Origin of the sequence: Aeromonas sp. 159 (assembly GCF_963862045.1) — a bacterium.
Taxonomy (GTDB): Bacteria; Pseudomonadota; Gammaproteobacteria; order Enterobacterales; family Aeromonadaceae; genus Aeromonas; species Aeromonas veronii.
Genome location: NZ_CAWLMI010000033.1, coordinates 23828 through 48722 on the forward strand (window position 1 = coordinate 23828; position 24895 = coordinate 48722).

The following is a 24895-nucleotide window of genomic DNA, read 5'->3' on the forward strand; positions in this document are numbered from 1 at the left end:
TTGTGGTCTGCGTGTCGCGTGGGTCGGCACCTCTTCCGCCGGATCGCCCGCGACGCCTGTCTGCAGACTTGCCATATGAAACTCCTCTCTTCATAGGTGCAAGATGACACTGTTATTGAGTCTGGTCGGTATGCTGGCCCTGATGTTTATCGCCTGGCTGGCGAGTGAAAACCGCCGAGCCATCCGCTGGCGAACCGTGCTGGGTGCGCTCACCCTGCAAACCGGTTTTGCTGCCCTGGTGCTCTATTTCCCCCCCGGACAAATCATGCTCGGTGCCATGAGCAATGGCGTCTCCGCCCTGCTCGGCTTTGCCGACAGCGGCATCCGTTTCGTGTTTGGCGATCTCGCCAGCAACGGCTTTATCTTCGCCGTGCGGGTGCTGCCGCTGGTGATCTTTATCAGCGCGCTGATCGCCGTGCTCTACCACTTCGGCATCATGCAGTGGGTGATCCGGGTGCTGGGCGGCGCCATTCACCGCCTGCTCGGCACCAGCCGCGCCGAGTCGCTGGTGGCCACCGGCAATATCTTCCTGTCGCAAGGGGAGTCGCCGCTGCTTATTCGTCCCTTCCTCGCCGGTATGACCCGCTCCGAACTCTTTGCGGTGATGACCTGCGGTATGGCCTCGGTGGCGGGCTCGGTGCTGGGCGGTTACGCCGGTCTGGGTGTGGATCTGAAATACCTCATCGCCGCCTCCTTTATGGCGGCGCCGGGTGGCCTCTTGATGGCCAAACTGCTGGTGCCGGAGCAGCAGCAGGTGAGCGATCAGACCGAGATCACCCTCGACAAGAGCGACTACAGCAACGCCATCGATGCGCTGGCGGGCGGTGCCATGGGCGGCATGAAGATTGCCGTGGCCATCGGCACCATCCTGCTCGCCTTCGTCAGCGTCATCACTATGATCAACGCCGGTCTCACCACCGTCGGCGAGTGGTTCGGTGTGGCCGGACTCTCCTTGCAGCAACTGCTGGGTTATCTGTTTGCCCCGGTGGCCTGGCTGATTGGCGTGCCCGCCAGCGAGATGATGGCGGCAGGATCCCTGATTGGTCAGAAGGTGATCATGAACGAGTTCGTTGCCTATCTGGATTTTGCCAATATCAAGGCCGATCTGAGCGCCCACACCCAGATCATCGTCACCTTCGCCCTCTGTGGTTTCGCCAATCTGGGCTCCATTGCGGTGCAGCTTGGTTCCATCGGCACCATGGCGCCGGAGCGCCGTCACGATGTGGCCAATATGGGCTTCAAGGCGGTGCTGGCGGCGACCCTCGCCAACCTGATGAGCGCCACCCTGGCCGGGATCTTTGTCTCCCTCTGATGAGATAAAACGAGGCTGCGCCAGTAAAAAAGCGCCCGCCCCATCTGGGGCGGGCGCTTTGCTTTATGGGCAGGGTGCTAGCGAGCGTTCGCTTCCCCCAGTCGTGGGTTGAGGGAGAGGATCCGGGTCTTGCTGACCCGGTGGCGATAGATCTCCCGCAGATAGAGCAGCGCCTTTTTCACCGATTCGCGGCTGAGGCGAATATCGTTGATGGAGACGAACTTCTCTTTCTCGCGGATAAGCTCCCGATATTTCTTCTCATACATGGGCTTGATGGCGTACCAGTTGGTATCGAGGATCTTGGCCGGGTTCTCGAACTCGTTGAGCATGCTGTCGAGCAGCGCATCGTTCCACTCCTCATTGCAGATCATCTCGATCACCGCCTTGTCCAGATGCTCATCGAAGCGATAGTGATCCTTGGCAAAGCAGCGCTTGATAAAGGCCACTATCAGGGTCAGGAAGTCATCGCTCAGGCAGGGGCTCTTGACGATCAGGGTGGTGAGGGAGATGTTGGCCGACGCCCCGATGACCAGCGCATACCGCTTGAGGGTGGTATTGGGGAAGAGCCCGTTGAGGTGAGACTTGAGCCGGTTGAGATCCATATAGGAGAGCTTGTACTCCTTGGGCAGGGAGATGATCGACACCACCGATGAGCAGTTCTTGAAGAAGTGCAGCTCGTTGAGGTGGGCCGGGTCATGGCCACTTTTCACATAGTCGTCCAGATACTCCCGATAGTTGCCCGCCTCGATGGGCAGCAGGCTGATCCCCTCGATGGCCTGAGTCATCTTGTTGAAATGGGGCAGCTCGATGGAGCGAGTGAAGAGATCGTCCACATTGAGCCCGTCCTCCTTGTCAAACAGGCCGCCGGGGGGCGAGATGGACTCGGCATACGCCACCGCCACCGGCCCCGCCAGACTCATAAAGAGGTCGTTGGCATCGAGCCGAATGGTCTCGCTGATATCGATGCCCGCCCGGCGAAAGTAGTTCTCGTCGTAGTCGGTGGTGACAGCCTGGGCGGTAAGAATGTTGAAGATCTGCTGGGAGATGTACTGATTGGCGTACTTCTCCATGGTGTTGACGTCAACATGCTGGATCTCGCCATCGTCGCTCTCTTCGGCGTAGCGCATGATGTCGTTGGAGATCAGCATCATGGCATTCCAGGGTCTGATCCGCTTGAGCATGCTGGCATCGCACGCCTGCTCGTTGTCGAAGTGATAGGAGAAGTCCCACTCCTCGGCCAGATACTTGCACAGCAAACGCCCCGCGTTGATGTGCAGCGCTTCCGAGATCTCGATACCCCGATCACAGATATTGGGCAGGATGCAGATGCCGCTGGTGAAGATGGGATCGAACATGAAGTGCTCCCCGAGGGAGAGGTGCTCCTCCTCTTCTGACGGGGGTGAAAAGGTCTTGCTCATGTAGGAGTACTGCTGGGCCAGCCCGAACTCGGAGGCCATGCCGGAGCCGGTACCGCCCCCGGCACTGAAGATGTAGAAATAGAGGCGGGACTGGTTGGCCTTGATGCCGCAGGAGTCCACCAGATAGGTATGAATGGCCTGCCACTCGGAGTTGGCGAAGTAGTGGGGGCTCTTGTTGAGGATGATCTTGGCCAGATACTGACCCAGGATGGGGGCGTTACCCGCGCCTCCCGCGTGGATCTCCGACAAGTCCATCACCCGCATCTTGGCGTAGTCACGCAAGGAGCCACCTTCGCCGCTGCGATTGGAGTGGCGGATGCGGCCATCGATGTCCTTGTCCAGATCCCCCAGCATCACCATGGGCTCGATCAGAAAGACCGGCTGGGCCCCGTTGTTTGGCAGTCGCAGGTTGCGCCGGATCCAGCTTACCGGACCAAACTCCTTCTCCCGCTTGCGTTGCTCTTCACTGTTGAACTCATTGAGATAAAAGCTGCGGGCGTTGTAGACCAGCGAGGCCACATCCTGCGCGATGTTGGAGCCGCAGCGCCCCAGCCCCACCAGACAGACGGACGGAAAATTGTGGGGCACTGTTGCGCCCGTTTCACTCTCTCCGATGGCGGCGGGAAACACCGCATGGCGCAACTGTTCCAGATTGGCAAGAATGCGGGCCAGATCCCCTTCGGTGTAGTAGAGGTAACGGTTGCCTGCGTCCTGCTCATCATCCGTGTTGATAGGTAGCAGATCGATATGCTCGGTCATGAAAAAAGATCCCTCTTGGCGGCGAATGTATATAAATCAGCAGCTTTGGACTGCCCGCTAACTCTAGATGATAAAAAGCGGGGGCGCGGTGAGAGGAGGGTGAGAGTTGTGACTGTGTGATCATGGGCACAGCAACGCACCGTAAATCTGCCGGGACTCCTCAACGGACGGATGGGGCAACGGCACCCCATTCCCCTGAAGAGGGGGACGACCACACTCAACAACGTGTTGACCCCGTGCCGGATGATCCCGCTCTGAGCGGCCTGTTTCCCTTGCGCTGGCGTGGTGGAATAAACACGGAAAAGAATTTTTAGATTGGTTTTGGCATTTCCAATCGATTATTTGATTGGGCAGTAACGGCATTAGCGGTGTCAGATTAGGGGAGCAGGTTGGCCAACGCGCCGTCAGCCAGTCTTTACGCGGTCACACAAGGAGACACTCTGATGGAAACACTTGACCAGAAAATCGACACCATGCGAGAAGCATTTATGCAGCAGGAGCGCAAACAGGCCCACGACAAGTGGCAAGCCAGGGTCGAAGAGCTGCTACAGATACGGGGTGAGGAGAGACAACCGGAGGAGCAGGAAGAGTAGTGCTCGTTCCCGGGCGAAAGTTGAGGTAGCGAACCCTTTGTATCGGCTACCCGTTATCTACCACCGATAAAAAAACCACCGACCTTTTGCAGGTCGGTGGTTTTTTTTATGAATTGCGGCCGATTGGATGGCCTGACTTCCGGGCCGAGCAATGGGGTCACATCCAGGGGCGTAGGGGCGCGACTACTTCGCATCGGTGACGGGCTCTTTGGAGAGCAACTCGTTAACGAGTCCAACTGCTAGATGAATATTCGACTCCATCTTGTCGCCGTTCACCGCGTTCGCTTTCCACGATTCAGGGGCTTCGGGATGTGGCCCGGAAACGGCCACCTTGCCTTTGCCGTATGAGCTGATCAGCGCGGCTATATGATGGTTTTGAAAATGGGCGATAACCTTGACCTGCTCTGGGCTTGGCGCCGGCGTAAATTGCGGGCCGGCCTGGTAATACATCTGGCGCTCTTCACCAAGCCAGCTGATAGGGAAGATCCTGGCGCTAAAGTCGCCGTCATAATCATCGGATGTGGCAGGAACAAGGCCCAGCGCCGGCACAAAGCCCTCTTCTTCAGACCAGCCGGCGGATGCCACAAAGGCACCCCCACAGATCCCGAGGTAGCGGCCACCATTCTGCAAATAGGTTTTTAACGCCGAACGAGCGTCCACGGTGAAGGCGTTGAGGAGCGGCTCAACATCGTCCTCAGTGCCGCCAACGATAAACACCCTGGCATGGTCGAGCTCTGCAGGCAGCGCCTCGATATTGGAGAGATACCTGACCGGCAAGCCCACCTGCCTGACCACATCCGCAATCGCCTTCGTGCTATCCCCATCAGAAACAGGCCCGTTATAGATCAGCGCGTACGGCTCTTGCTGCGGCTGTGCAGAAGCTGCCTCTGCCATGCATCCTGTCATTAACCAAAGGCTGATAACGCTCGCAATCCGCATGACGCTTTTTGATACATTCATCGCTGCCACTATCCCTGTGATGTGAACCGAAGAGACTACTTATCACGATCCCGTTCTGCATGTCAGCCGCAGTTAAATGAACATTTCAAGTTAACGTGCCAACGCTGATTGGCGATGCATTGAGCTAATAGCGAACCAATACAGTGGGCACACTTCACCTTCACTTCACCGAGCGGGGATAAAGTAGGTCCACGTTTTCAGTTGGAGCTTCACCCTATGCCCACCATAGTCACTCACGCCGCCGTTCCTCTCTGCCTTGGGCTCGGGCTTGGCAGCCGGATTATCCCGCCCCACCTGCTGTTGGCTGGGGTTGCCATCGCCATGCTGCCCGATGCCGATGTGCTCGCCTTCAAACTGGGGGTCGCCTACGGCCATGTCTTTGGCCACCGCGGCTTTACCCACTCCCTTTTGTTCGCCTTTGCTCTACCCACACTGGCCATGCTGTTTCAGCGCCAATTTCGGGCCAGTGCCGCCACCGTCTGGTCGTTTCTGCTGGTCTCGCTACTCTCCCATAGCCTGCTCGATTCCCTCACCACCGGTGGTAAGGGGGTGGGTTGGCTCTGGCCGTGGCGTGACGAGCGTTTCTTTGCCCCCTGGCAGGTGATCCGGGTCGCCCCCTTCAAGCTGGAGGCCTATCTCACTGCCCGAGGTGAAGCGGTGATCCTCTCCGAGCTCTACTGGGTCTGGCTGCCGGGGGTTGTGTTGATGCTGGTGTTGATTTTGTTGCGACTTATTGTGGCAAATCGATATCTGCAGCATCAATCCAGCCGGTAGTAACGATTTTGCCGTGAAACGCAACCTTGTAGCGGGCATGCGAAAAACTGAAATCAAGCAGGTGTACCCGATCGCCCTTGATGAGGTAACTCTTTTGTGGTTTTTCGCTCTCGGCGTTGGCATAAAAAGAGGCTCGTGCCACACCGACTGTCAGGTAGATATCAGGGAGTTTGCTATCGCAGCCGATAGCGGCAATTTTGGCAGGATGTAGAGTTTCGATACAGAAATAGGCGTAATTCTCTCGCTCGCTGATAAGTGTCAGCTTGCCGTCAGCGTTGAGCTGATAGGTACGATCAGTATATCTGGGGCCGGATTTCATCGAACTCTCGATCTTGTCTGACATCAGCTCGGGATTGGCAATTTCATCATTGGTCGCGAGTGAACAATCGTTACCCACCAACTTCACCAGACGATGGAATATATTTACACCACCATAACCAGAGCTTACCGGGAGTGTCAGCAAACTAAAGTGTGGATAGTCGTAGCGTTCCACGGGGCTTTTGATATCCCCCATACCATCTTGCTCAAACGTAAGAATTTGATTGGCGCAGCGTAATGTTATCTTGTTATCTTGCTGGCTAAGTTGCACCTGCTGAGTGAGTAAAATGCTATGGTCATGTTCAAGCGAAATGGCTACCGGTGCCGGTTCAATCGCCATCGTATGGGGTGAAAATAGAAGTAGTGAGAGTAGGAACAGGATCATCATTGGCGCCACCGTAATAAAATGGTTTTGTTATAAATAAACTTTCTTTAGATACTGAATACGCTCTTGTAGCATATCTATTTGGCACTCCATCTTCGCTTCATTTCTCTGTGCTCCACCACTATTTAATGTGTAATAGGCTTTGCAGTTTTCATCCCAAAATAAAAGCCAGGCCCGTTGACTCTGGATGAGCGTTTTCCGTATTTCTCCTTTGCTTACGTAACTGTCGTCAAAACCGCCAGATGCATTTTTTTGTAATATGGATTGATAAGTTTTGTTTAACTCCTTATCTGCTGCCAATAGGTCTGCTTCCAGCTTGCACATAGCAGAAGGAAGATTGCAGATAGCATTATCATTGACTGTCATTCCAAAAGCAGTCATGGTCGCGAACATTGTGGTGAGGATGATAAAAATAATCTTTGCTATGAGTGAATTATTCTTTGATAAGATTGATGTAAAGTAACTTATTCTATAATTGTACATGGTGTGACCAATATGCTTGAGTTGATATTGTATTTTTGAGAGCGAATGTTCGCAAATAATTGTCGCTCGTTTATTATAACGCTATTTCCTGGAAAATGGAGACGCAGCTCTACCATATAATCAGTTAGATATTTTATATAACTTGTCATAATAAAAGTTGTCAAAATCAGTGATCGTTTTAAGGGTGAATGGTGCCGGGAGTTTGAAGCGCTTCCAAGTTTCCTTGAAGATCTCGTCACCATCTTCTTGAGCATCCTGATTGATGTTCTCCTTTATTAATATTTTCTTGGTCGAGAAGTTAATGCTCGTCATCCGCTCAACGAGGGGGCCGCGGTTTTCACTCATGTCGTAGCCAATCAATTCGAAACCGGCGTTCTGATATCTGAATTTGTAAGACCAGTAACCATAACGTCCATGGCCATAGTGGATTTGCAAGATCCCTTTTTCTACGGAGACCCAAAGCTCAGGGGCAAAATAGACACCACCATCTTCATTCTCCGAGGAGAAACAGTTTGGATTTTCGAGAGCCAGCTCATAGTGATCCCCCTTCTTGAACGCGATGATAAGTCCTCGTCGATTACGATCCAGCTCACCACGGTATTCATCAACGATGACATTACGCTTGTCAGTGCCTTTGACAACGATGACCATATCACTCTGACCGTCTTTATTTAAATCCCCCTCGATTTTCTCAAAGACGACATATCCCTTGGGGACAAAATCGAGTGGATCTTTAGTGTTCAGGGTTGCACCTTCGGCTAAAACTTGTGCTTGCAACAGCATTAAAAGCAGTAATAACCCTTTTTTCATAACCATTCCGTTTTCGTATGACTCTATAGGTTGTGAATGATGCGTAAGATGGATACCCATGGCAAGCGCTTTGAGCTACGAATGGAGATGAGTCTGCCTGCTCATAGGAATACCCCAAGCATTCCGCCACCTGCTGGTCTCTCTGCTTTCCCAGAGCCTGCTCGATTCCCTCACTACCGGCGGCAAGGGGGTTGGCTGGCTCTGGCCGTGGCGTGACGAGCGTTTCTTTGCCCCCTGGCAGGTGATCCGAGTCGCCTCGTTCAAGCTGGAGGCCTATCTCACCGCCCGAGGCGAAGCGGTGATCCTCTCCGAGCTCTACTGGGTCTGGCTGCCGGGGGTTGTGTTGATGCTGGTGTTGATGGGGTGGCGGGTGTGGGGGAGGTAGGAGTGAGATTGAAAGGGGGGAATATATCGTAATCAAAACAGGGCTCCCACCTTTGTGTTTTGGCTATATAGTTTTTTGCCAGAAAGCTGGGGCCCTGACTTTTAAAATTACCGTCGAATAAAAATCAACGATTTAATAAAAAGAACCAAGAGGCATAAGTCACTTTTAAATAATGCTCATGCCACATTAGCCCACAAGCATATCTCGTCCGCTAAGCCATTAATAGATGTGTGCCCTCCAACTGAAATACCTTGCTTGTTCATGTGCCAATTGAATTTATCAAGTGTGTTTTCGATTGATATCACTTGCTCTTTATTTAAGTTTTCGACCTCATCGCCAGGAATTAATATGAATACTGATGCTTTATTTCCTTTCCCTAACTTAACCGCTGCTTCTACATCTCTAGCCGCTTTTAATAGGTTAAGTTCTATTCTTTGGACATTTGAATAAACAGTTGAAGCAAGTCCACCAACAAGACTTTTATTGTCTCGGAAGGGTACAAACAATTCATGGGAACCCAGTGAATCATTAATTAGTATGGAGCTATCAGCGGGAACAAACTGTTCAAACTGTAAGCCTGCTTTTATTTTTAATGCATCAACCAAACAGGTGTAAAGTTTTTCTGTATTCACAGAATTAAATCGTGCCTCACTGTTTGGAACGCGAATTTTTTTCTGCAAAGGAACCGTTTGTTCAAAAAGACTAGTTAGGATTTCGTCAACAGAAAAGCCTTGAGCATAACCTGAGTGATCATAGGTAATCTGAGGGATTGGTGAGGATTTTTTATTTTGACGTAAGCTCTCACCTACGATAGATGTGACAAGTTCTGCATGGTAAATGCCTCGTTCACCATATAAACACTTTAATCTTTCAAAATAGCTTAATAATCGGCTATGCACTCGCCCCTGTTCGACAAAACCAACGCCAATATTTAGTTTTTCACCTGTAGCTAAATCAGGTGTCCATCTGATATTAAACCACTCACCTTTTACTAGATTGGCATCTGTACTTTGCCCCAATAATTTTTCAAGATTATTCATTTAGGCCACCAATAACCCTGTTTTGTTCTTAATCCTAGAAACACTAAGGTTTGCGCGTGCTTCAAGAAAGTGCCGAAGGTGTGATGAACAATCTTCATCAAGTAACACGTCACACCATTTAATTAACTCTTGATGTGCTTTTTTAAAAGCCTCAGGGTGGAGTTTGCTTGATTCAACTAATGCAACAGATAAAGGTAATGGAAAGTTGTTTTGATATAAACCATCAAGCAGCTTATTTTTGTACACCTTTTCAATAACTAAGTTTTCATTAGTCCACATCTCAGAAACAGGCACATTGCCATGATCAATTACATAAAAGTCATTGTACCCTTTTATCGTTATGTTTCCTGTATTTCTATCTTGATTGGCAACCCAGTCATCAAAGGCTAGCATACTTGGAAAAGATTTCCATTTCTGCAGTATCTCTATACATCGGTTATACGCAACCATGTCACTCATTTTTAGATATGTATTAGGAGTCGTACCAGACTCTTCACTTGCCCACCCCCAATAGTAGTCACCTGAACATTCAAAGTCACCTTTGAAATTGCTCTCTATAACTTCTTTAGGAATTTGTATAATGGCCACTCTTTTCGGTTGCGGTATATCGGTTGCGTGAGCAACTAGGTAGCCAGTAATTTCATTGATCAAGCCTTTGGGGTGACACTTTGGGTATACTTTTACATAGAAACGCCCAGGGGTGTTGTCAATCCACTTAACATTGGCTAAGTGTGTTGCTGCCATTATTCCATCAGACGTCCGTTCCAATGGTGCTATATACTTGTCAAACGAGAGGATTTTCACTATATCGCTCATGTATAATTTCCTTTTCGAGTATTATGTAGCGAATTTTAGTTATGTGAATTCTGTATGATTTTGGCGGCAACTTACGGTGTTTTATAGCTAACAGCTGAAATTTGCAAGATGAGTAGATATGTGTCTAATAAAGGTTTGCTCTACGTTGTTGCAATGCCTAAATAACAAATCCATAAATGCGTTATTGTACGGATTTAATTAGTGATAATTAAATTCAAATTTCATCGAATCGGTCGTCTTCAGGCAGGTTCAAATCAAATACAATAGTGTTATTGATTATCTTAAATGACCATTCATCTTCGATACGGTCGCCTCCGCACATATCTTTGCAGCCGTAATATGCATCCCAATCATATTCAACACATGCAGTGCCAACATTATCATCAAAATTTATTGCAACTTCTGTAACTGCAAATGTATCAGTTAAAACCTCTGCACGCATATCATATTGGATGCTTACTCTTGACATTCGTTCATTAAATGCGTTGGCATTTTCCTCGATAATGTTTTTAACAACATATTCTAGTTGCTCTTCTCGGTTCTCATGTGCAATTTCAAATGAAAACTCCAAGTGCAAATTATTTTTAATGGACATGTTTATACATCTCTTACTAAAAAGTTAAGTATTCTCTTGAGCTGAAATGCTCTAATAGTGTTTATATGAATGTTAGTATTAATCCGATAATCTAGCATTCCAGATGACTACTTATAGTTATACTTAGTACCACAAATAACTTAAAGTCATACTATGGCCTGCATGCCCCTAATTTTCGGAGTATATTTTCTTGGCACCTTCTTTTGGAACCATTACCGCCATTTTACTAAATGCCATCAAGAGTTGTTCATCAACAGTCATATCTATCGATGATATTTTGAGCAGGCAAAGCTACCGCCCCTGAATTACAGCCTCCAGTTCGCTGCTGTTAACCTGCGAGATAACAACCATCGCTGTCATGGCGTCCTTCCGAGAGGTTGATTGTCATTCGGATATCTTAAGGGAGCGGGTGGCGTGTTGAGAAGCGTGGTTTGGCGGGAATCTGTGTTGGATCAATAAATTAGTCATTGAGGCGTGGGCTGTGTGAACAACTCATTTGGCAGGGAATGCAAAGCCGCCCTCACCCCAGCCCTCTCCCGGAGGGAGAGGGGGCAACACGCCGAGAGCTGCAAGCGGGTGCAAGCGAGATAAAAAGAAAGGGAGCCGGTCAGGCTCCCTTTGATCTGGTGATGCAACGATGGCTGCTATGCGTAATGTGGATACGCAGCCGGATCACTCACGGCCAGTGGCATTTGACCCATGCCGCCCCTTATCGATTGGTCGCGGCCTTCATCCCTTCCACAAACTCCTTCAGACGAGTGAGCATATGCTCCGGGTTCTGGTGGTGGGTCTCGATGATCTTCACCACGGCGGAGCCGGAGATGGCACCGGCGGCGCCGGCGGCGATGGCTTCACGCACCTGGGCCGGTTCGCTGATGCCAAAGCCGAGCAGGGCGGGGGGGGCGTTGAACTCGCGCAATGTGTTGATCAACCCCTCCACCGGCATGCCAGCCTTGGTCTCGGCACCGGTGACGCCAGCACGGCTCACCAGATAGGTGTAACCATTGCCAAGCTCCGCCACCTGTTTCAGGGTCTCGGCGTCGCCATTAGGCGGGGCGATAAAGATGCTGTCGATACCGAACTTGTCGGCGGCCGCCTTGTAGGGGGCGCACATCTGTACCGGCACGTCGGCGACCAGCACAGAATCCACGCCCGCCTGCTGGCACTTCTCGTAGAAGCCGTCGATTTTGCGCACATAGACCAGGTTGGCGTAGACCAGCAGGCCAATGGGCAGCTGCGGGTACTTGGCGCGGATGCGGCCAAGCAGCTCGAAGCAGTCGTCCGGGGTGGTGTGGCTGGCAAACGCCCGCAGGGCGGCGCCTTGAATGGTGGGGCCGTCCGCCACCGGATCGGAGAAGGGAATGCCGAGTTCGAGGGCATCGGCGCCCCCTGCGACCAGCGCATCAATGATGGCCAGCGAGAGTTCAGGAGTGGGGTCACCCAGCATCACGAACGGCACAAAGGCGCCCTGATTGGCTTCATCCAGACGGGAGAAGAGTTGTGCGTAACGGTTCATGACAAGGTTCCTTCTTTTTCAAAGATGTCGGCAACGGTGAAGATATCTTTGTCGCCACGGCCGGAGAGGTTGACGATGAGCACCTGCTCTTTTTCCGGTTCACTGCGGGCCATCTTGAGGGCGTGGGCCAGCGCGTGGGAGGACTCCAGCGCCGGGATGATGCCTTCGGATTTGGCCAGCTCCTGGAAGGCGTCCAGCGCCTCCTTGTCGGTCACCGAGGGGTACTCGGCGCGGCCGATGGCGGCCAGATGGGCGTGCTGTGGGCCAACGGAGGGGAAGTCCAGCCCCGCCGAGACGGAGTAGGACTCCTGAATTTGCCCCTGATTGTCCTGCATCAGGTAGGAGTGCATGCCAAAGAAGACTCCCTTGCTGCCGTGACCGAGCGGCGCACCGTGCTCGCCACTCTCGATGCCGTGACCACCCGGCTCGACGCCGATAAGGCGCACCGACGGCTCATCGATAAAGTCGGCAAACATGCCGATGGCGTTCGACCCGCCGCCGACACAGGCGATCACCGCATCGGGCAGCCGCTCCTCCTTCTCGAAGCACTGGGCCTTGGCCTCTTCGCCGATCATCTTCTGGAACTCCCGCACGATAGTGGGGAAGGGGTGGGGGCCAGCGGCGGTGCCGAGCAGGTAGTGGGCCGACTCGTAGTTGGCAGCCCAGTCGCGCAGCGCCTCGTTGCAGGCATCTTTCAGGGTGCTGGAGCCGGAGTGCACTGGAATAACGGTGGCGCCCATCAGCTTCATGCGAAAGACGTTGGGCTTCTGGCGCTCGCAATCCTTGGCACCCATATAGACCCGGCACTTGAGGCCGAGCAGGGCGCAAGCCAGCGCAGTCGCCACGCCATGCTGACCGGCGCCGGTCTCGGCGATGATCTCGTTCTTGCCCATCCGCTTGGCCAGCAGCGCCTGACCCAGCACCTGGTTGGTCTTGTGGGCACCGCCGTGCAGCAGGTCTTCACGCTTGAGGTAGAGGCGGGTCTTGGTGCCCTTGGTCAGATTGCGGGTCAGGGTGAGCGGGGTCGGGCGACCGGCATACTCGGTCAGCAGGGTCTGAAACTCGGCGATAAAGGCCGGATCATCCTTGGCATCGACAAAGGCCTTCTCCAGCTGGAGCAGGGCGGGGATAAGGATTTGGGGTACATACATACCGCCAAATTCACCAAAAAACGGGTTGAGCAGGGTCATGGCTTCTTCCTTGTATTAGCTAAATCGAAACATCAAAAAGGGTTGCGTTACAGGTTGCGCAGTGCGCCGAAGGCGGCTGCAATCTTGTGCGCATCCTTCTGGCCCGGGGCACTCTCCACCCCGGAGTTGAAATCAAGGCCGAGGCAGCCCACTTGCGCCGCCTGCAGGGCGTTGTCGGGATTAAGGCCCCCCGCCAGCATCAGCTTGGCTTTATCGAGCGTGGCCAGCAGGGCCCAGTCGAACGCCTGACCGGTACCGCCGCTCTGGCTGCCGACCGCAGTTTTCACGACAGTATCCAGCAGCAGGCGATCCGCCGGGTAGTCGAGGGCGGGCAGCGGCTCGCCGCTTTCTTTGCCGAGAGAGACGCCTACGGCCTTCCAGATCTGGCAGCCAGCGGGCAGCAGCGGCCGCAGTTCCTCGATATAGGCTGCATCCTCATCTCCGTGCAGTTGCACCGCGGCGAGTCCCAGCGCATCCACCGTCTTGGCGATGGTGGCGGGCTGGGCGTTGCGAAATACCCCGACGTAGGAGAGCGGTGCGCCCGCCATCACGGCGCGGGCGGCGGGAATATCCACATAGCGCGGGCTTTTGGCCACAAAGATAAGACCCCCGAACACCGCGCCCGCCTGATGGGCGGCGGCGGCATCCTCGGCGCGGGTGAGACCGCACACCTTGTTCTGGCCCAGTACCAGCTTGCGCACTGCGGCTTCCAGATCCGGCTCGGCCATCAGGGATGAGCCCACCAGAAAGCCTTTGGCGTGGTGGCGCAGATCCGCTACCTGAGCGCGGTGGTTGATGCCGGACTCGCTGATCACCACCCGATCGCTCGGAATATCTTTAGCCAGCTGTTTGGTGCGGTTCAGATCGACGCTCAAGTCGCGCAGATCCCGGTTGTTGATACCAATCACCGGCGCGCCAAGGGCGATGGCGCGGGCCAGCTCCTCTTCGTTGCTCACTTCTGTGAGCACGCCAAGGCCCAGCTCCTTGGCCACCGCGAACAGGGCGCGATAGCCCTCGTCGGTGAGCACCGAGAGCATCAGCAGGATGGCGTCCGCCTGATAGTGGCGGGCCAGATAGACCTGATAGGGGTCAATCATGAAATCCTTGCAGAGCACCGGCTGCGATACGCGACCTCGCACCCGCGGCAAAAAGGCGAAATCCCCCTGAAAGAACTTCTCGTCGGTCAGCACCGAGATGGCGGTGGCGTATTTGCCATAGATGTCGGCGATGGCCTCCGGGCTGAAGTCGTCGCGGATCAAGCCCTTGGAGGGGGAGGCCTTCTTGCACTCCAGAATAAAGCGGGTGGAGCCTGCCTTGAGCGCCCCGACGAAATCCCGATCGCTGGGGGTCAGCTCGCTCTGGAAGCTCTCCAGCGGTTGGGCCAGCTTGCGGGCGGCAACCCACTCCTGTTTGGCCGCCACGATCTTGCCGAGAATGGTCTGGCTGATGGAGGCCATGTTCAGAAATGCATGGGGGGCAATAAGGTCTGACATCTCGTTATCCTTGCGAAACTGGCTCTTGCCCTGTGGGCGTTCTGAATGACTGCTGTGCAATGTGGTGGCTGACATCATGCCTCCTGATGGCCCGCTTCCTGATGGCTTAAAGTGGCGAGCCGAGCGGCGAGATCCGCTGCCTTGCCGCTCGCCAGCACCGCCAGCACCTCGGCCGCCGCGCTCTTGAGATCGGTCGCCTTGCCCGCCATCAGCAGCAGCGGCGCCACATTGGCGGCGATGGCGGCGTTGTGGGCCGGGGTGCCACGCCCTTCCAGGATGGCGGCGGTGATGGCGCGGTTCTCTTCAGGCTCACCACCCTGAATGGCGCTGACCGGGTAGGTCTCGAGGCCAAAGTCAGCCGGGGTGAGCAGAAATTCGCGGATCTCGCCGTCACGGATCTGGGCCACCTGGGTCGGGCCGTGAATGGCTATTTCATCCAGCCCGGCGCCGTGCACCACCATACCGGTTTTCAGCCCCAGTGCCAGCAGGGTTTCGGCGATGGGACGCACCAGCTCGGGGGCATAGACCCCCATCAGCTGATAGGTGGGGCGAGCGGGGTTGATGAGCGGCCCCAGCACATTGAACAGGGTGCGGGTTTTGAGGGCCTGACGCACCGGCATGGCGTGGCGTACGCCAGCGTGATACTGGGGGGCGAACAAAAAGCAGATGCCAAGCTCGTCCAGACAGCGGCGCGCCTGCGCCGGGCTCATGTCGAGCTTGATGCCCATTTTATCGAGCAGATCGCTCGAACCCGACTTGCTCGAGACCGAGCGGTTGCCGTGCTTGGCCACTTTCAGGCCGCAGGCGGCGGCGACCAGCGCCGAGGTGGTGGAGACGTTGATGGTGTTGAGACCATCGCCACCGGTGCCGACGATGTCGCAAAACTCATAATCCGGACGCGGGAAGTCGCGTGCTTCTGCCAAGAGGGCCTCGGCGGCGCCGGCGATCTCCTCCGGGGTCTCCCCCTTGATCTTGAGGGCGGTCAAGAGGCTGGCGAGCACGATGGGATCCACTTCGCCACGTACCACCTGGCCGAAGGCGTCACGGGTACTTTCACGGCTCAGAGACTGACCCTGATAGAGGGTGTTGAGATGATGATGCATGTTGGTCTCCTTACCGCACGCTGCTTTCTGGACGGGTGATATGGGCGAGCGCCTGAGTCAGCAGGCGGGCCCCTTCCGAGGTCATGATGGATTCCGGGTGGAACTGGAAACCCAGCACCCGCTCATCCTGCTGCTCGATGGCCATGGGCATGCCCTGATAGTGGGCAATCACCGTCAGCTCTTCCGGTACATAGGTGGCAACCAGCGAGTGGTAGCGGGCCACCGGCAAGGGGCTTTGCAGCCCCGCGAAGGCGCCGTGGCCGTTGTGCTCAATGAGAGAACGCTTGCCGTGGACGATCTCGCCCGCCGCCCCGACAGTGCCGCCGTAGGCTTCGCACAGGGCCTGATGGCCGAGGCAGATACCGAGGATGGGCACCTGACCGCGGGCCAGTTTGATCAGATCAATCAGGCAGCCCGCCTCATGGGGGGCACCCGGGCCCGGTGAGAGCACCAGCACGGCGTCCCCTTCACAGGCAGCGATTTCGCTCATGATGCGGCTGGCCGGCAGGCTGTTGCGGTAGATCCGCACCGGATAACCGAGGGAGCGGAACTGGTCGACGAGGTTGTAGGTAAACGAGTCGAAGTTGTCGAGCAGGAAGATATTAGTGGCTGTTGATCCGGTACTCATTGGCTCACGTCCTTATGTTGCTCCTGCTGGGCGCTCAGGGCTTGCAGAGAGGTGCCATGGCTGGCGGCGATGGCGGCCAGCACGGCGGCCGCCTTGGCGCGGGTTTCGTCCGCTTCAGCTTGCGGCTTGGAGTCATAGACCACACCGGCACCGGCTTGCACGTGGGCCACGCCATCTTTGACAAAGGCGGAGCGGATGACGATGCAGGTATCCATCTCGCCAGCGCCGTTGATGTAGCCGACCGCACCGCCGTAGCTGCCACGGCGCTTGCCTTCCACCATGCGAATAAGCTCGCTGGCGCGGATCTTGGGGGCGCCGGTGAGGGTGCCCATGTTCATGCAGGCCTGATAGGCGTGCAGGGCGTCAAGGTCAGAGCGCAGGGTGCCGACCACCTTGGAGACCAGATGCATCACGTGGCTGTAGCGATCCACTTTCAGCAGCTCCTTGACGTAGCGGGTGCCGGGCTCCGAGATGCGGGCGATGTCGTTGCGGCCCAGATCTACCAGCATCAGGTGCTCGGCCACCTCTTTTTCGTCCTGACGCAGCTCCAGCTCGATGCGGCCGTCGAGATCGCGGTTGATGCTGCCATCCGGGTTGAAGCCGCGGCGGCGGGTACCGGCGATGGGGTACATCTCCACGTCGCGGCTGGCGGCGCAGAATTTCACCGCGCTCTCCGGCGAGGCGCCAAACAGGGTGAAGCCCTCATCCTGCACGTAGAACATGTAGGGGCTGGGGTTGGTCTGCTTGAGGCGGCGATAGGCGGCCAGGGGGCTCGGGCAGGGCAGGGAGAAGCAGCGGGACGGCACCACCTGAAAGATGTCGCCACGGCGGATAAAGCCCTTGAGCTTCTCTACCTCGGCGCAGAACTGTTTGTCGCTCTTGTCCACGCTCATGCCGCCGGTCAGGGGTTGGGTGGTCAGCTCGGCGCAGAGGGGTTGCTGGCAAATCTGTTTGAAGTCGGTGAGTCGCTCGGTCAGGCGGGTGTATCTGTCTTCCACCTGGCTCTCGTCGCTGTCGCCGCCGAAGATGCAGGCCAGCAGTTGAGTGGTGCGCTCGATATGGTCGATGGTGATGAGGGTTTCGGCCACATAGAAGCAGTAGTCGGGGCAGCTGTTGCTCCCCTGTGGCACTTCAGGCAGATCTTCAAATGAGGCGATCAGGTCGTAGGCAAAGCTGCCCGCCATAAAGAGCGCCTCTTTACCCAACTGGCAATCGAGCTCCCGCTGCAGGGTGCGCAGCACGTCCAGCACGCTGCTCCCCTTGAGGCGGGAGTCTTCGTCCTGCTCCCGATCGGAGGCCGGGAAGTCGAGCTGCAGCTCGCCATCGACCAGCGAGCGGGCAACCACCGCAGGCAGCCGCTCGGCCAGCAGGCTTTGCAACTGGGCGCCGTTGTCGTTCAGGCTGCGCACCCGCACGGTGCGACCACGGCACTCGATGCGCAGGCAGGCATCGACCAGCAGCAGGCTCTGTTTGCCTGCCTTGGAGTCGATCTCCACCGATTCCAGCAGCAGGTTGTTGGGGCGACCCTGACAGAGGCGGGTATAGAGCGCCAGCGGATCGGCCACATAGGGGGCGTTGAGTTTGAGGGTATCGAATTCACCCAGAGGAAGGCGATGTGTGGCTGTCATAGTGCGTTCCCTTGCGTGTGATGCGTGTTACCGATGTTCATGACGTTGAATTCCTTAGAAATTTAATTGGTCCGGGGTGGCTGGTTCAGGGGCGCCATCGCCAGGTCAGCTTGCTTGTCTGAATTCTCGGTTTCATCACAGGTCCATTTGCCGGATAATAAAAAAGCCCGCTGGGGTCAGCGGGCTTTTTCTTTGGGTTCTTAATTTGCTGTCAGATTACAGGTACAGCAACGACCACACGCCCGCATGTCAGGGAGTGTGCCACCACCAGATGGTCAGGATGGAAGTCGTTTGCATGATAAAGTCCTGTAAAAAGATGTTTGCAATGAAGTGCCTACAGAAAACGATAAAGCCGCGGCCAAGTCAAGTCGCTTTTAGCCTTCTTTCACCGATTTGCCATGAATGGTGACCTGACCACGAGAGCGGAACAACCTGATGAGATTCGATCTTCACTGCCATACCACTGCCTCCGACGGAGTGCTGAGCCCAGCCGAACTGGTGCGCCGCGCCGCCGAAAAACAGGTCGAAGTGTTAGCAGTTACTGACCACGACACCCTCGCCGGGCTTGATGAAGTACGCCGCACCATCGAAGCCGAGCAACTGCCGCTGCGACTGGTGAGCGGGGTCGAGATCTCCACCGGCTGGGAGCATCACGAGATCCATATCGTGGCGCTGGGGGTGGATGAAAAAAATCCGCAGTTGACCGACTTTCTGGCCGGTCAGCTGGCCCGCCGTGAGGCGCGCGCGCTGGAAATCGGGCGTCGCCTGGAGAAGTGCCTCATCCCCGGCACCTATGAAGAGGCCAAGGCGCTCGCCGGTGACGCCGCCGTGACCCGCGCCCACTTTGCCCGGGTGCTGGTGGCGCGCGGGGTGGCCGACAACATGCAGAAGGTATTCAAAAAGTACCTGAGCCGTGGCAATAAAGGGTATGCCCCGGCCGAGTGGCCCGAGATGAGCGAAGCTATCGCGGCCATTCACGCTGCGGGCGGGTTGGCGGTGCTGGCTCACCCCAGCCGTTACGATCTCACCGCCAAGTGGATCAAGCGGCTGCTGGTGGCCTTCAAGGCGGCCGGTGGCGATGCCATGGAAGTCTCATTGCCCCAGCAGAGCCCGCAGGAGCGGGCCAATCTGGGCCAGTGGGCCAAGGATCACGACCTCTATATCTCGGTGGGATCGGATTTTCACTTCCCCTCCAACTGGACCGAGCTGGGCCGCCACCTCTGGCTGCCCAAAGAGGGGATGCCCGTCTGGCTTGCCTATCCCGGTCACTTTGGGCTCACCACCGAGCAACATGCCGAGCTGCTGGCGAGCCGGTAACGGCGCCAGCGAAATAGGGAACAAACCGGGCAAGAGGGGATTCCCATAGTGTGGCTGGCCTATCCCGGTCACTTTGGGCTCACCACCAAACAGCATGCCGAGCTGCTGGCGAGCCGCTAACGGCGCCAGCGAAGTGGTCACAAACAGGTTAAGGTAGTGTCATGGGTCTTTGACCCGTGACCATACGAGCGGGCAGGTATTGCTGCCCCCATTGCGAGAACAAGCTATGAGTCAGCATTTTTACGTACATCCTGAAAACCCCCAGGCCCGACTGATCGGTCAGGCAGTACAGATCATCCAGAACGGCGGCGTGATCGTCTATCCGACCGACTCCGGTTATGCGCTGGGTTGCCAGATGGGTGACAAGGGCGCGCTGGAGCGCATCTGCCGCATCCGTCGCCTCGACGCCAACCACGACTTCACCCTGGTGTGTCGCGATCTCTCCGAGATCTCCACCTACGCCAAGGTCGACAACAGCGCGTTTCGCCTGATCAAGAACAACACCCCGGGCGCCTACACCTTCATCTTCAAGGCGACCAAAGAGGTGCCGCGCCGTCTGATGAACGAGAAGAAGAAGAGCATCGGCATCCGGGTACCGGACAACAAGATTGCTCAGGCGCTCTTGGAAGCACTCGGCGAGCCGCTGCTCTCCACCACATTGATCCTGCCGGACTCCGAGATGGCCGAGTTCGATCCGGAAGAGATCTTCGACAAGCTGGGCAAGCAGATCGATCTGGTGGTCAACGGGGGTTATCTGGGCGAGCAGCCCACGACTGTGGTCGATTTCTCTGACGACGAGCCGGTATTGCGTCGTCGCGGTGCCGGAGACCCGACCCCGTTTGAGTGATGTCGCTGAACCGGTGACAGTCCCTTCCGCCGAGACGGGGGCTGGCACCGCACTACCCATCGCGAAAGTCCTTGGGCAGCCCTATCACGAGCTGCCCCAGGACCTGTTCATCCCGCCCGATGCGCTGGAGGTGTTCCTCGATACCTTCGAGGGGCCGCTCGATCTGCTGCTCTATCTGATCCGGCGCCAGCAGCTCGATATCCTCAACCTGCCGATCCTTCAGATCACCGCCCAGTACATGGAGTACGTGGAGCTGATGCAGGGGCTCAACCTTGAGCTGGCGGCTGAATATCTGCTGATGGCAGCCTGGCTGGCGGAGATCAAATCCCGCCTGCTGCTGCCCAAGGCGCCGGAGCTGGAGGATGAAGAGGAGGGGGAAGACCCGCGGGTGACCCTGATCCGCCGCCTGCAGGAGTACGAGCGTTATAAGGTAGGTGCAGAGAAGGTCAATGAGCTGCCACGGGTGGAGCGAGAGATTTATATCGCAGCCGCCTTGCCCCCCGATTTTGGTGCCCTCAAGCCACTTGCGCCCGATGTTTCGCTGGTTGAGCTCGCCCTTTACATGCAAAGTGTGGTAAAACGCGCGACTCATTTCGAACATCACCAGATCCGCCGCGAACAGATCCCGACCCGGGTGCGCATGGCGGAGATCCTTGCCATGCTCACGCTGGGGCAGACCCTGCGCCTGGAGCAGGTGCTGCGCGCCGAAGAGGGGCGCATGGGGGTACTGGTGACGTTTCTGGCCCTGCTGGAGCTTTGCAAGGAGCAACTGATCTGGATCCTGCAGGCAGAACCACTCGGCCCAATTCATTTCGCATTGGCCGAGCAGAGCGAGGAGGGCAACCGTGGCGCTGCCCACTGAACGACTCAAGACCCTGATCGAAGCTGCGCTGTTTGTGGCCGGTCGTCCGCTCAATGTCAGTGAGCTGAAAAGCAGCGTGCTGGCCGATTATCCGGTGACCAGTCGCTATGTTCAGCTGCTGTTGGCCGAGATCAGGCAAGATTACAGCTCGCGAGGCGTCGAACTCAAAGAGGTCGCCTCCGGCTGGCGCTTTCAGGCGCGTCAGGAGTATGCCGAGGAGCTATCAAGGCTATGGAGCGAGCGAGCGCCGCGTTATTCGCGCGCCGTGATGGAGACGCTGACCCTGATCGCCTATCGCCAACCCATCACCCGGGCCGAGATCGAAGCGATCCGCGGGGTGGCGGTGTCGAGCCAGATAGTGAATACCCTGAAAGAGCGTGGCTGGGTGCGCAGCATCGGCCACAAAGAGGTGGCCGGTCGCCCCGAGCTGCTCGCCACCACCAAAGAGTTTCTGGATTACTTTAATCTGCAGAGTCTGGAGCAGCTCCCCGAGCTGGATCCGGAGCTGCAACCCCTGTTGCCCTCTGCGGTGGACGGGGAGAGCGATGCCCGGTGAATGGTGCCCAAGTGTGCCGATGTCACCGAGATATACATTTTTCAACTGTGGCAAAGGCTCCAACCGGCGTTTGTTACAGTTAACCCCGTTGCCCCTATTACCTGTGGGCAGCGATCAACAATCAGGTAACCCCGATGAGTGAAAAACTGCAAAAAGTGTTGGCCCGCGCGGGTCACGGCTCCCGTCGTGAGATGGAGGCCCTGATCACCGCAGGTCGGGTCAGTGTGGATGGCAAGGTCGCCACACTGGGGGATCGCGTCGAAGTGAACGCCGTGATCCGGGTGGATGGTCACCAGGTCAAGACCCGTGCCGCAGAGGAAGTGATCTGCCGCGTACTGGCTTACCACAAGCCGGAAGGGGAGATGTGTACCCGTCACGATCCGGAAGGTCGTCCCACCGTGTTTGATCGTCTGCCCAAGATGGAAGGTGCCCGCTGGATTGCGGTCGGCCGCCTCGACGTCAACACCTCAGGTCTGTTGTTGTTCACCACCGACGGTGAGCTGGCCAACCGTCTGATGCACCCGAGCCACGAAGTGGAACGGGAATACGCGGTACGTGTCTTTGGCGAAATCACCGAAGCCATGCTGCAGCGTCTGCGCAAGGGCGTGCAGCTGGAAGATGGCACCGCCAAGTTCAACAAGATCAAACCGGCTGGCGGTGAGGGTCTGAACCAGTGGTTCAACGTCACCCTGACCGAAGGTCGCAATCGTGAAGTGCGCCGCCTGTGGGAATCCCAGGAAGTGCAGGTGAGCCGCCTGATGCGTATCCGCTACGGCGACGTCAAGCTGGACCGCGGCATCCCGCGCGGCGGCTGGCAAGAGCTGAAACTGCCGGAAGTGAACTACCTGCGCGGTCTGGTCAACCTGCCGCCGGAGACCGAATCCAAAGTCGACCTGCAGCAGGATGGCAAAACCAGCCGTCACAAGCAGGCCGCCCAGATCCGTCGCGCCGTGCAGCGTCACAAAGAGATGCAGGGCAAAGAGCCGCGCGCTCGCGCCACCACCGCCCGTCGCAAGCCGCAAGCCTCTACCCGCAACTCCGGTACCGGCAGCAAGTAAGCGCCGTTTGCCAGTGACGCACACTGATAGACGTGCAAACTTGCCCAAAAGCCCGTACCAACTGGTGCGGGCTTTTTTATATCCTTAACAATATAACTACCTGGCCAAATAAATATTTATTTGGGTTTTTATCAATAAGGCCGCTTATTTGTTGACCCAAACAGGAAAACGTTTTTCTTGTTTCGTGGTTATTTTTTGTGGCTCAGTTAACAGATAAACGATTCTTTTTTATTCACAACTCCGGATGGATTGGTGAATAATAGGTCAGGGTTCCAAGCGCAGCTTTTCATGCCGGATGCATGCGTTGCTTACGCTGGCAAATAAATCAATATAACTATTTCGGGTTGTTCAGGCTGATGATCTCTTTTCAATTGCGCCCTGTATTGGCAGGGGGCATGTTTTTATTATCACTTTTTTTTACTCTCTATCATTCTCCCTTATTGGCGGTATCACCTGCAGAGCAGCAAGAGATTCAGCAGCGCCAGCGCGCCTTGTTGGAAGAGGCGGCTCGTCAGCGCGAGGAGGTTGCTCGACCTCTGTCACTGCCAACTGAATCTACCGAACAAGTGCCACAAGCCCAAGGCCCCTGTTTCCAAGTGAGCAAGATTCACTTTGAGGGGGCGTCGCAGTTGTCTGCCAGCCAGCAAACCCGATTGGCGTCTCCTTACCTCAATAGCTGCATGGGGCTCATCCACATCAATGCCCTTATTCGCGATGTCAGTCAGTGGTATCTGGCGGCCGGCTTCGTCACCAGCCGAGCCTTTCTGCCTGAGCAGGATTTGGCGAAGGGGACGCTCACCATTGCGGTGCTCGAAGGGCGCATCGAAGCCATTGTGGTTAATGGCGAGCCGGATCCCATCACTCGTACCCTCTTCCCAGGCCTGGTCGGGCAGGTGCTCAATCTGCGTGATCTGGAGCAGGGGGTAGACCATCTTTCTCGCCTGCATTCGCTCTCTTATCAGCTTGATATCCAGCCGGGTCGTGCGCCTGGTCAATCCATCGTCAATTTGAAGGGCACCAAGGGTGTACCGCTACAAGGTGCGCTGGAGTTCGACAACAGTGGTCAGCAGAGCACAGGGGAGGAGCAGGGGAGAATTTCGTTGACTGCCGACAACCTGTTGTCACTGGCCGAGCAATGGACCCTGATGGCTGGCAGTAGCACTGATGGGCGAGCCAGCCACAACGCCACCAACTGGCAAGCCGGTTTCAGTTTGCCCTATGGCTACTGGTTGTTTGATGTCGGTTATCAATTTGGCGATTACCGCAACGATATCGACTCTCGCGGCTATGTCTATGAAAGCCGCGGTGATACCCGTACCACTACTGGCTCTGCCACGCGCACCCTCTATCGAGATGGGCAGAGCAAGATATCCGGTGTGCTGGGCGTGACTCATCGTCAGAGCCGCAACTTCATCATGGAACAGTTACTGGAAACCAGCAGCTACCAGCTCTCGTCCCTGCGGCTTGGCCTTAATCTGGCGACGCGAGTAGACCGTCATTTCTTCACCTTAAACCCTACCTTGACGCTCGGTACCGACTGGTTCGGAGCGGACCGCGACCGTGGCCGCTCGGCTTTGTGGCCGCAGGCCCAGTTTGAGAAATGGGGGCTGTTTGGCAGCTACAGCACGGCAGGTGGTCAGTGGGGATGGCTCTCGACCTTCAATGCCCAATGGACGCCTGACCGGCTCTATAGCGTGGAGCGTTTGTCGCTGGGCGGCGAGGCATCGGTGCGCGGGTTCAAAGAGCAGAGTATCAGCGGGGATGTGGGCGGATACCTTCGAAACGAGCTGAGTTGGCAAGGAACTACCCCGACCTGGCTCGGTCAATGGCGTACCTGGCTGGCGCTGGATATGGGGCAAGTGGACATGGGCAATCAGGGGGATGAGTGGCGTGGCATGGTGGGCACCGCCGTGGGGTGGGAGCAACGCTATCGCCACTTTACCGGCAACGTCAGCGTGGGCTTTCCGTTAAGCGCCCCCGCCTGGCTCAATGCAGATCCCTGGGTGCTCTACTACCGGGCGAGTGTGGCGTTCTAGCAATAGGATGGCG

At 56.1% G+C, this 24895-nt stretch carries 23 protein-coding genes and 1 pseudogene; 10 read left to right on the forward strand and 14 right to left on the reverse strand.

Features of this window, described 5'->3' with window-relative positions; genetic code table 11:
- Positions 1-103 precede the first annotated feature (103 nt).
- A complete protein-coding gene (locus AACR14_RS06980; protein WP_019445634.1) occupies positions 104-1312 on the forward strand; it encodes a NupC/NupG family nucleoside CNT transporter in 1209 nt (402 codons plus the stop codon).
- 77 nt (positions 1313-1389) lie between these two features.
- On the opposite strand, the gene AACR14_RS06985 is transcribed toward AACR14_RS06980, so the two are convergent.
- On the reverse strand, positions 1390-3489 hold the full coding sequence (locus AACR14_RS06985) for a hypothetical protein (protein WP_019445635.1): 2100 nt from the start codon (positions 3487-3489) through the stop codon (positions 1390-1392).
- A 443-nt stretch (positions 3490-3932) separates the two neighbouring features.
- Here AACR14_RS06985 and AACR14_RS06990 point away from each other — a divergent pair, with 443 nt between their 5' ends.
- Complete coding sequence (locus AACR14_RS06990) at positions 3933-4082, forward strand: hypothetical protein (RefSeq protein ID WP_005338159.1); 150 nt, start codon at positions 3933-3935, stop codon at positions 4080-4082.
- 183 nt (positions 4083-4265) lie between these two features.
- Here AACR14_RS06990 and AACR14_RS06995 read toward each other — a convergent pair whose 3' ends face one another.
- Positions 4266-5042 (reverse strand): BPL-N domain-containing protein, encoded by a 777-nt coding sequence (locus AACR14_RS06995; RefSeq protein ID WP_019445636.1) that lies wholly within the window; start codon positions 5040-5042, stop codon positions 4266-4268.
- A 216-nt stretch (positions 5043-5258) separates the two neighbouring features.
- On the opposite strand from AACR14_RS06995, the gene AACR14_RS07000 reads away from it, so the two are divergent.
- Positions 5259-5816 (forward strand): metal-dependent hydrolase, encoded by a 558-nt coding sequence (locus tag AACR14_RS07000; protein WP_019445637.1) that lies wholly within the window; start codon positions 5259-5261, stop codon positions 5814-5816.
- Here the strand turns inward: AACR14_RS07000 and AACR14_RS07005 are convergent.
- From AACR14_RS07005 to AACR14_RS07015, 3 genes are all read right to left on the reverse strand, one after another.
- On the reverse strand, positions 5773-6522 hold the full coding sequence (locus AACR14_RS07005; protein WP_156808785.1) for a hypothetical protein: 750 nt from the start codon (positions 6520-6522) through the stop codon (positions 5773-5775). The two genes, AACR14_RS07000 and AACR14_RS07005, sit on opposite strands and share 44 nt — an antisense overlap.
- Before the next feature lie 27 nt (positions 6523-6549).
- Positions 6550-6900 (reverse strand): lysozyme inhibitor LprI family protein, encoded by a 351-nt coding sequence (locus tag AACR14_RS07010; RefSeq protein WP_192811947.1) that lies wholly within the window; start codon positions 6898-6900, stop codon positions 6550-6552.
- A gap of 222 nt (positions 6901-7122) precedes the next feature.
- On the reverse strand, positions 7123-7812 hold the full coding sequence (locus AACR14_RS07015) for a hypothetical protein (RefSeq protein WP_019445641.1): 690 nt from the start codon (positions 7810-7812) through the stop codon (positions 7123-7125).
- 130 nt (positions 7813-7942) lie between these two features.
- Between AACR14_RS07015 and AACR14_RS07020 the strand changes: the two are divergent.
- Positions 7943-8197: pseudogene (locus tag AACR14_RS07020) on the forward strand (metal-dependent hydrolase); the annotation flags it as partial.
- Positions 8198-8373: 176 nt separating this feature from the next.
- On the opposite strand, the gene AACR14_RS07025 reads toward AACR14_RS07020, so the two are convergent.
- The 9 genes from AACR14_RS07025 to AACR14_RS07065 all read right to left on the reverse strand — a co-directional run bounded on the left by AACR14_RS07025 (position 8374) and on the right by AACR14_RS07065 (position 18206).
- Entirely contained in the window at positions 8374-9237 is an 864-nt protein-coding gene (locus AACR14_RS07025; RefSeq protein WP_156808786.1) for a hypothetical protein, read from the reverse strand.
- The gene (locus tag AACR14_RS07030; protein WP_019445643.1) at positions 9238-10053 is read right to left on the reverse strand and encodes a HipA family kinase; all 816 of its coding nucleotides are present in this window, start codon (positions 10051-10053) and stop codon (positions 9238-9240) included.
- 214 nt (positions 10054-10267) lie between these two features.
- A complete protein-coding gene (locus tag AACR14_RS07035; protein WP_019445644.1) occupies positions 10268-10648 on the reverse strand; it encodes a hypothetical protein in 381 nt (126 codons plus the stop codon).
- Between the two features lie 709 nt (positions 10649-11357).
- Entirely contained in the window at positions 11358-12164 is an 807-nt protein-coding gene (gene trpA / locus AACR14_RS07040; RefSeq protein ID WP_019445645.1) for a tryptophan synthase subunit alpha, read from the reverse strand.
- On the reverse strand, positions 12161-13354 hold the full coding sequence (gene trpB, locus AACR14_RS07045) for a tryptophan synthase subunit beta (RefSeq protein WP_019445646.1): 1194 nt from the start codon (positions 13352-13354) through the stop codon (positions 12161-12163). Before trpB ends, trpA begins: the two co-directional genes overlap by 4 nt.
- A gap of 47 nt (positions 13355-13401) precedes the next feature.
- Entirely contained in the window at positions 13402-14922 is a 1521-nt protein-coding gene (gene trpCF / locus AACR14_RS07050) for a bifunctional indole-3-glycerol-phosphate synthase TrpC/phosphoribosylanthranilate isomerase TrpF (RefSeq protein WP_019445647.1), read from the reverse strand.
- Positions 14922-15950 (reverse strand): anthranilate phosphoribosyltransferase, encoded by a 1029-nt coding sequence (gene trpD / locus AACR14_RS07055; RefSeq protein ID WP_019445648.1) that lies wholly within the window; start codon positions 15948-15950, stop codon positions 14922-14924. The genes trpCF and trpD overlap by 1 nt, the downstream gene beginning before the upstream one ends.
- A gap of 10 nt (positions 15951-15960) precedes the next feature.
- Positions 15961-16578 carry an aminodeoxychorismate/anthranilate synthase component II gene (locus tag AACR14_RS07060; protein WP_005350219.1) on the reverse strand — a complete coding sequence of 206 codons (618 nt, stop codon included), beginning with the start codon at positions 16576-16578 and terminating at the stop codon, positions 15961-15963.
- Positions 16575-18206: an anthranilate synthase component 1 gene (locus AACR14_RS07065; protein ID WP_019445649.1), complete on the reverse strand. Its 1632-nt coding sequence runs from the start codon at positions 18204-18206 to the stop codon at positions 16575-16577. The genes AACR14_RS07060 and AACR14_RS07065 overlap by 4 nt, the downstream gene beginning before the upstream one ends.
- A 435-nt stretch (positions 18207-18641) precedes the next feature.
- Between AACR14_RS07065 and rnm the strand changes: the two genes are divergently transcribed.
- The 6 genes from rnm to AACR14_RS07095 all read left to right on the forward strand — a co-directional run bounded on the left by rnm (position 18642) and on the right by AACR14_RS07095 (position 24882).
- Entirely contained in the window at positions 18642-19523 is an 882-nt protein-coding gene (gene rnm, locus AACR14_RS07070) for an RNase RNM (protein WP_019445650.1), read from the forward strand.
- Between the two features lie 226 nt (positions 19524-19749).
- Positions 19750-20370, forward strand: coding sequence for an L-threonylcarbamoyladenylate synthase (locus AACR14_RS07075; protein WP_005338129.1), 621 nt, complete (start codon positions 19750-19752; stop codon positions 20368-20370).
- Complete coding sequence (locus AACR14_RS07080) at positions 20363-21232, forward strand: segregation and condensation protein A (protein ID WP_019445651.1); 870 nt, start codon at positions 20363-20365, stop codon at positions 21230-21232. The genes AACR14_RS07075 and AACR14_RS07080 overlap by 8 nt, the downstream gene beginning before the upstream one ends.
- Entirely contained in the window at positions 21216-21788 is a 573-nt protein-coding gene (gene scpB, locus AACR14_RS07085; RefSeq protein WP_019445652.1) for an SMC-Scp complex subunit ScpB, read from the forward strand. Before AACR14_RS07080 ends, scpB begins: the two co-directional genes overlap by 17 nt.
- 134 nt (positions 21789-21922) lie before the next feature.
- Positions 21923-22846 carry a 23S rRNA pseudouridine(2605) synthase RluB gene (rluB, locus tag AACR14_RS07090; RefSeq protein ID WP_005347347.1) on the forward strand — a complete coding sequence of 308 codons (924 nt, stop codon included), beginning with the start codon at positions 21923-21925 and terminating at the stop codon, positions 22844-22846.
- 596 nt (positions 22847-23442) lie between these two features.
- A complete protein-coding gene (locus tag AACR14_RS07095) occupies positions 23443-24882 on the forward strand; it encodes a ShlB/FhaC/HecB family hemolysin secretion/activation protein (RefSeq protein WP_192811948.1) in 1440 nt (479 codons plus the stop codon).
- Positions 24883-24895 lie beyond the last annotated feature (13 nt).

Coding starts and splice junctions, on each gene's coding strand:
- AACR14_RS06980 (WP_019445634.1), top strand. CDS start 104: ATGACACTGTTATTGAGTCTGGTCGGTATGCTGGCCCTGATGTTTATC.
- AACR14_RS06985 (WP_019445635.1), bottom strand. CDS start 3,489: ATGACCGAGCATATCGATCTGCTACCTATCAACACGGATGATGAGCAG.
- AACR14_RS06990 (WP_005338159.1), top strand. CDS start 3,933: ATGGAAACACTTGACCAGAAAATCGACACCATGCGAGAAGCATTTATG.
- AACR14_RS06995 (WP_019445636.1), bottom strand. CDS start 5,042: ATGAATGTATCAAAAAGCGTCATGCGGATTGCGAGCGTTATCAGCCTT.
- AACR14_RS07000 (WP_019445637.1), top strand. CDS start 5,259: ATGCCCACCATAGTCACTCACGCCGCCGTTCCTCTCTGCCTTGGGCTC.
- AACR14_RS07005 (WP_156808785.1), bottom strand. CDS start 6,522: ATGATGATCCTGTTCCTACTCTCACTACTTCTATTTTCACCCCATACG.
- AACR14_RS07010 (WP_192811947.1), bottom strand. CDS start 6,900: ATGACTGCTTTTGGAATGACAGTCAATGATAATGCTATCTGCAATCTT.
- AACR14_RS07015 (WP_019445641.1), bottom strand. CDS start 7,812: ATGAAAAAAGGGTTATTACTGCTTTTAATGCTGTTGCAAGCACAAGTT.
- AACR14_RS07025 (WP_156808786.1), bottom strand. CDS start 9,237: ATGAATAATCTTGAAAAATTATTGGGGCAAAGTACAGATGCCAATCTA.
- AACR14_RS07030 (WP_019445643.1), bottom strand. CDS start 10,053: ATGAGCGATATAGTGAAAATCCTCTCGTTTGACAAGTATATAGCACCA.
- AACR14_RS07035 (WP_019445644.1), bottom strand. CDS start 10,648: ATGTCCATTAAAAATAATTTGCACTTGGAGTTTTCATTTGAAATTGCA.
- trpA (WP_019445645.1), bottom strand. CDS start 12,164: ATGAACCGTTACGCACAACTCTTCTCCCGTCTGGATGAAGCCAATCAG.
- trpB (WP_019445646.1), bottom strand. CDS start 13,354: ATGACCCTGCTCAACCCGTTTTTTGGTGAATTTGGCGGTATGTATGTA.
- trpCF (WP_019445647.1), bottom strand. CDS start 14,922: ATGTCAGCCACCACATTGCACAGCAGTCATTCAGAACGCCCACAGGGC.
- trpD (WP_019445648.1), bottom strand. CDS start 15,950: ATGCATCATCATCTCAACACCCTCTATCAGGGTCAGTCTCTGAGCCGT.
- AACR14_RS07060 (WP_005350219.1), bottom strand. CDS start 16,578: ATGAGTACCGGATCAACAGCCACTAATATCTTCCTGCTCGACAACTTC.
- AACR14_RS07065 (WP_019445649.1), bottom strand. CDS start 18,206: ATGACAGCCACACATCGCCTTCCTCTGGGTGAATTCGATACCCTCAAA.
- rnm (WP_019445650.1), top strand. CDS start 18,642: ATGAGATTCGATCTTCACTGCCATACCACTGCCTCCGACGGAGTGCTG.
- AACR14_RS07075 (WP_005338129.1), top strand. CDS start 19,750: ATGAGTCAGCATTTTTACGTACATCCTGAAAACCCCCAGGCCCGACTG.
- rluB (WP_005347347.1), top strand. CDS start 21,923: ATGAGTGAAAAACTGCAAAAAGTGTTGGCCCGCGCGGGTCACGGCTCC.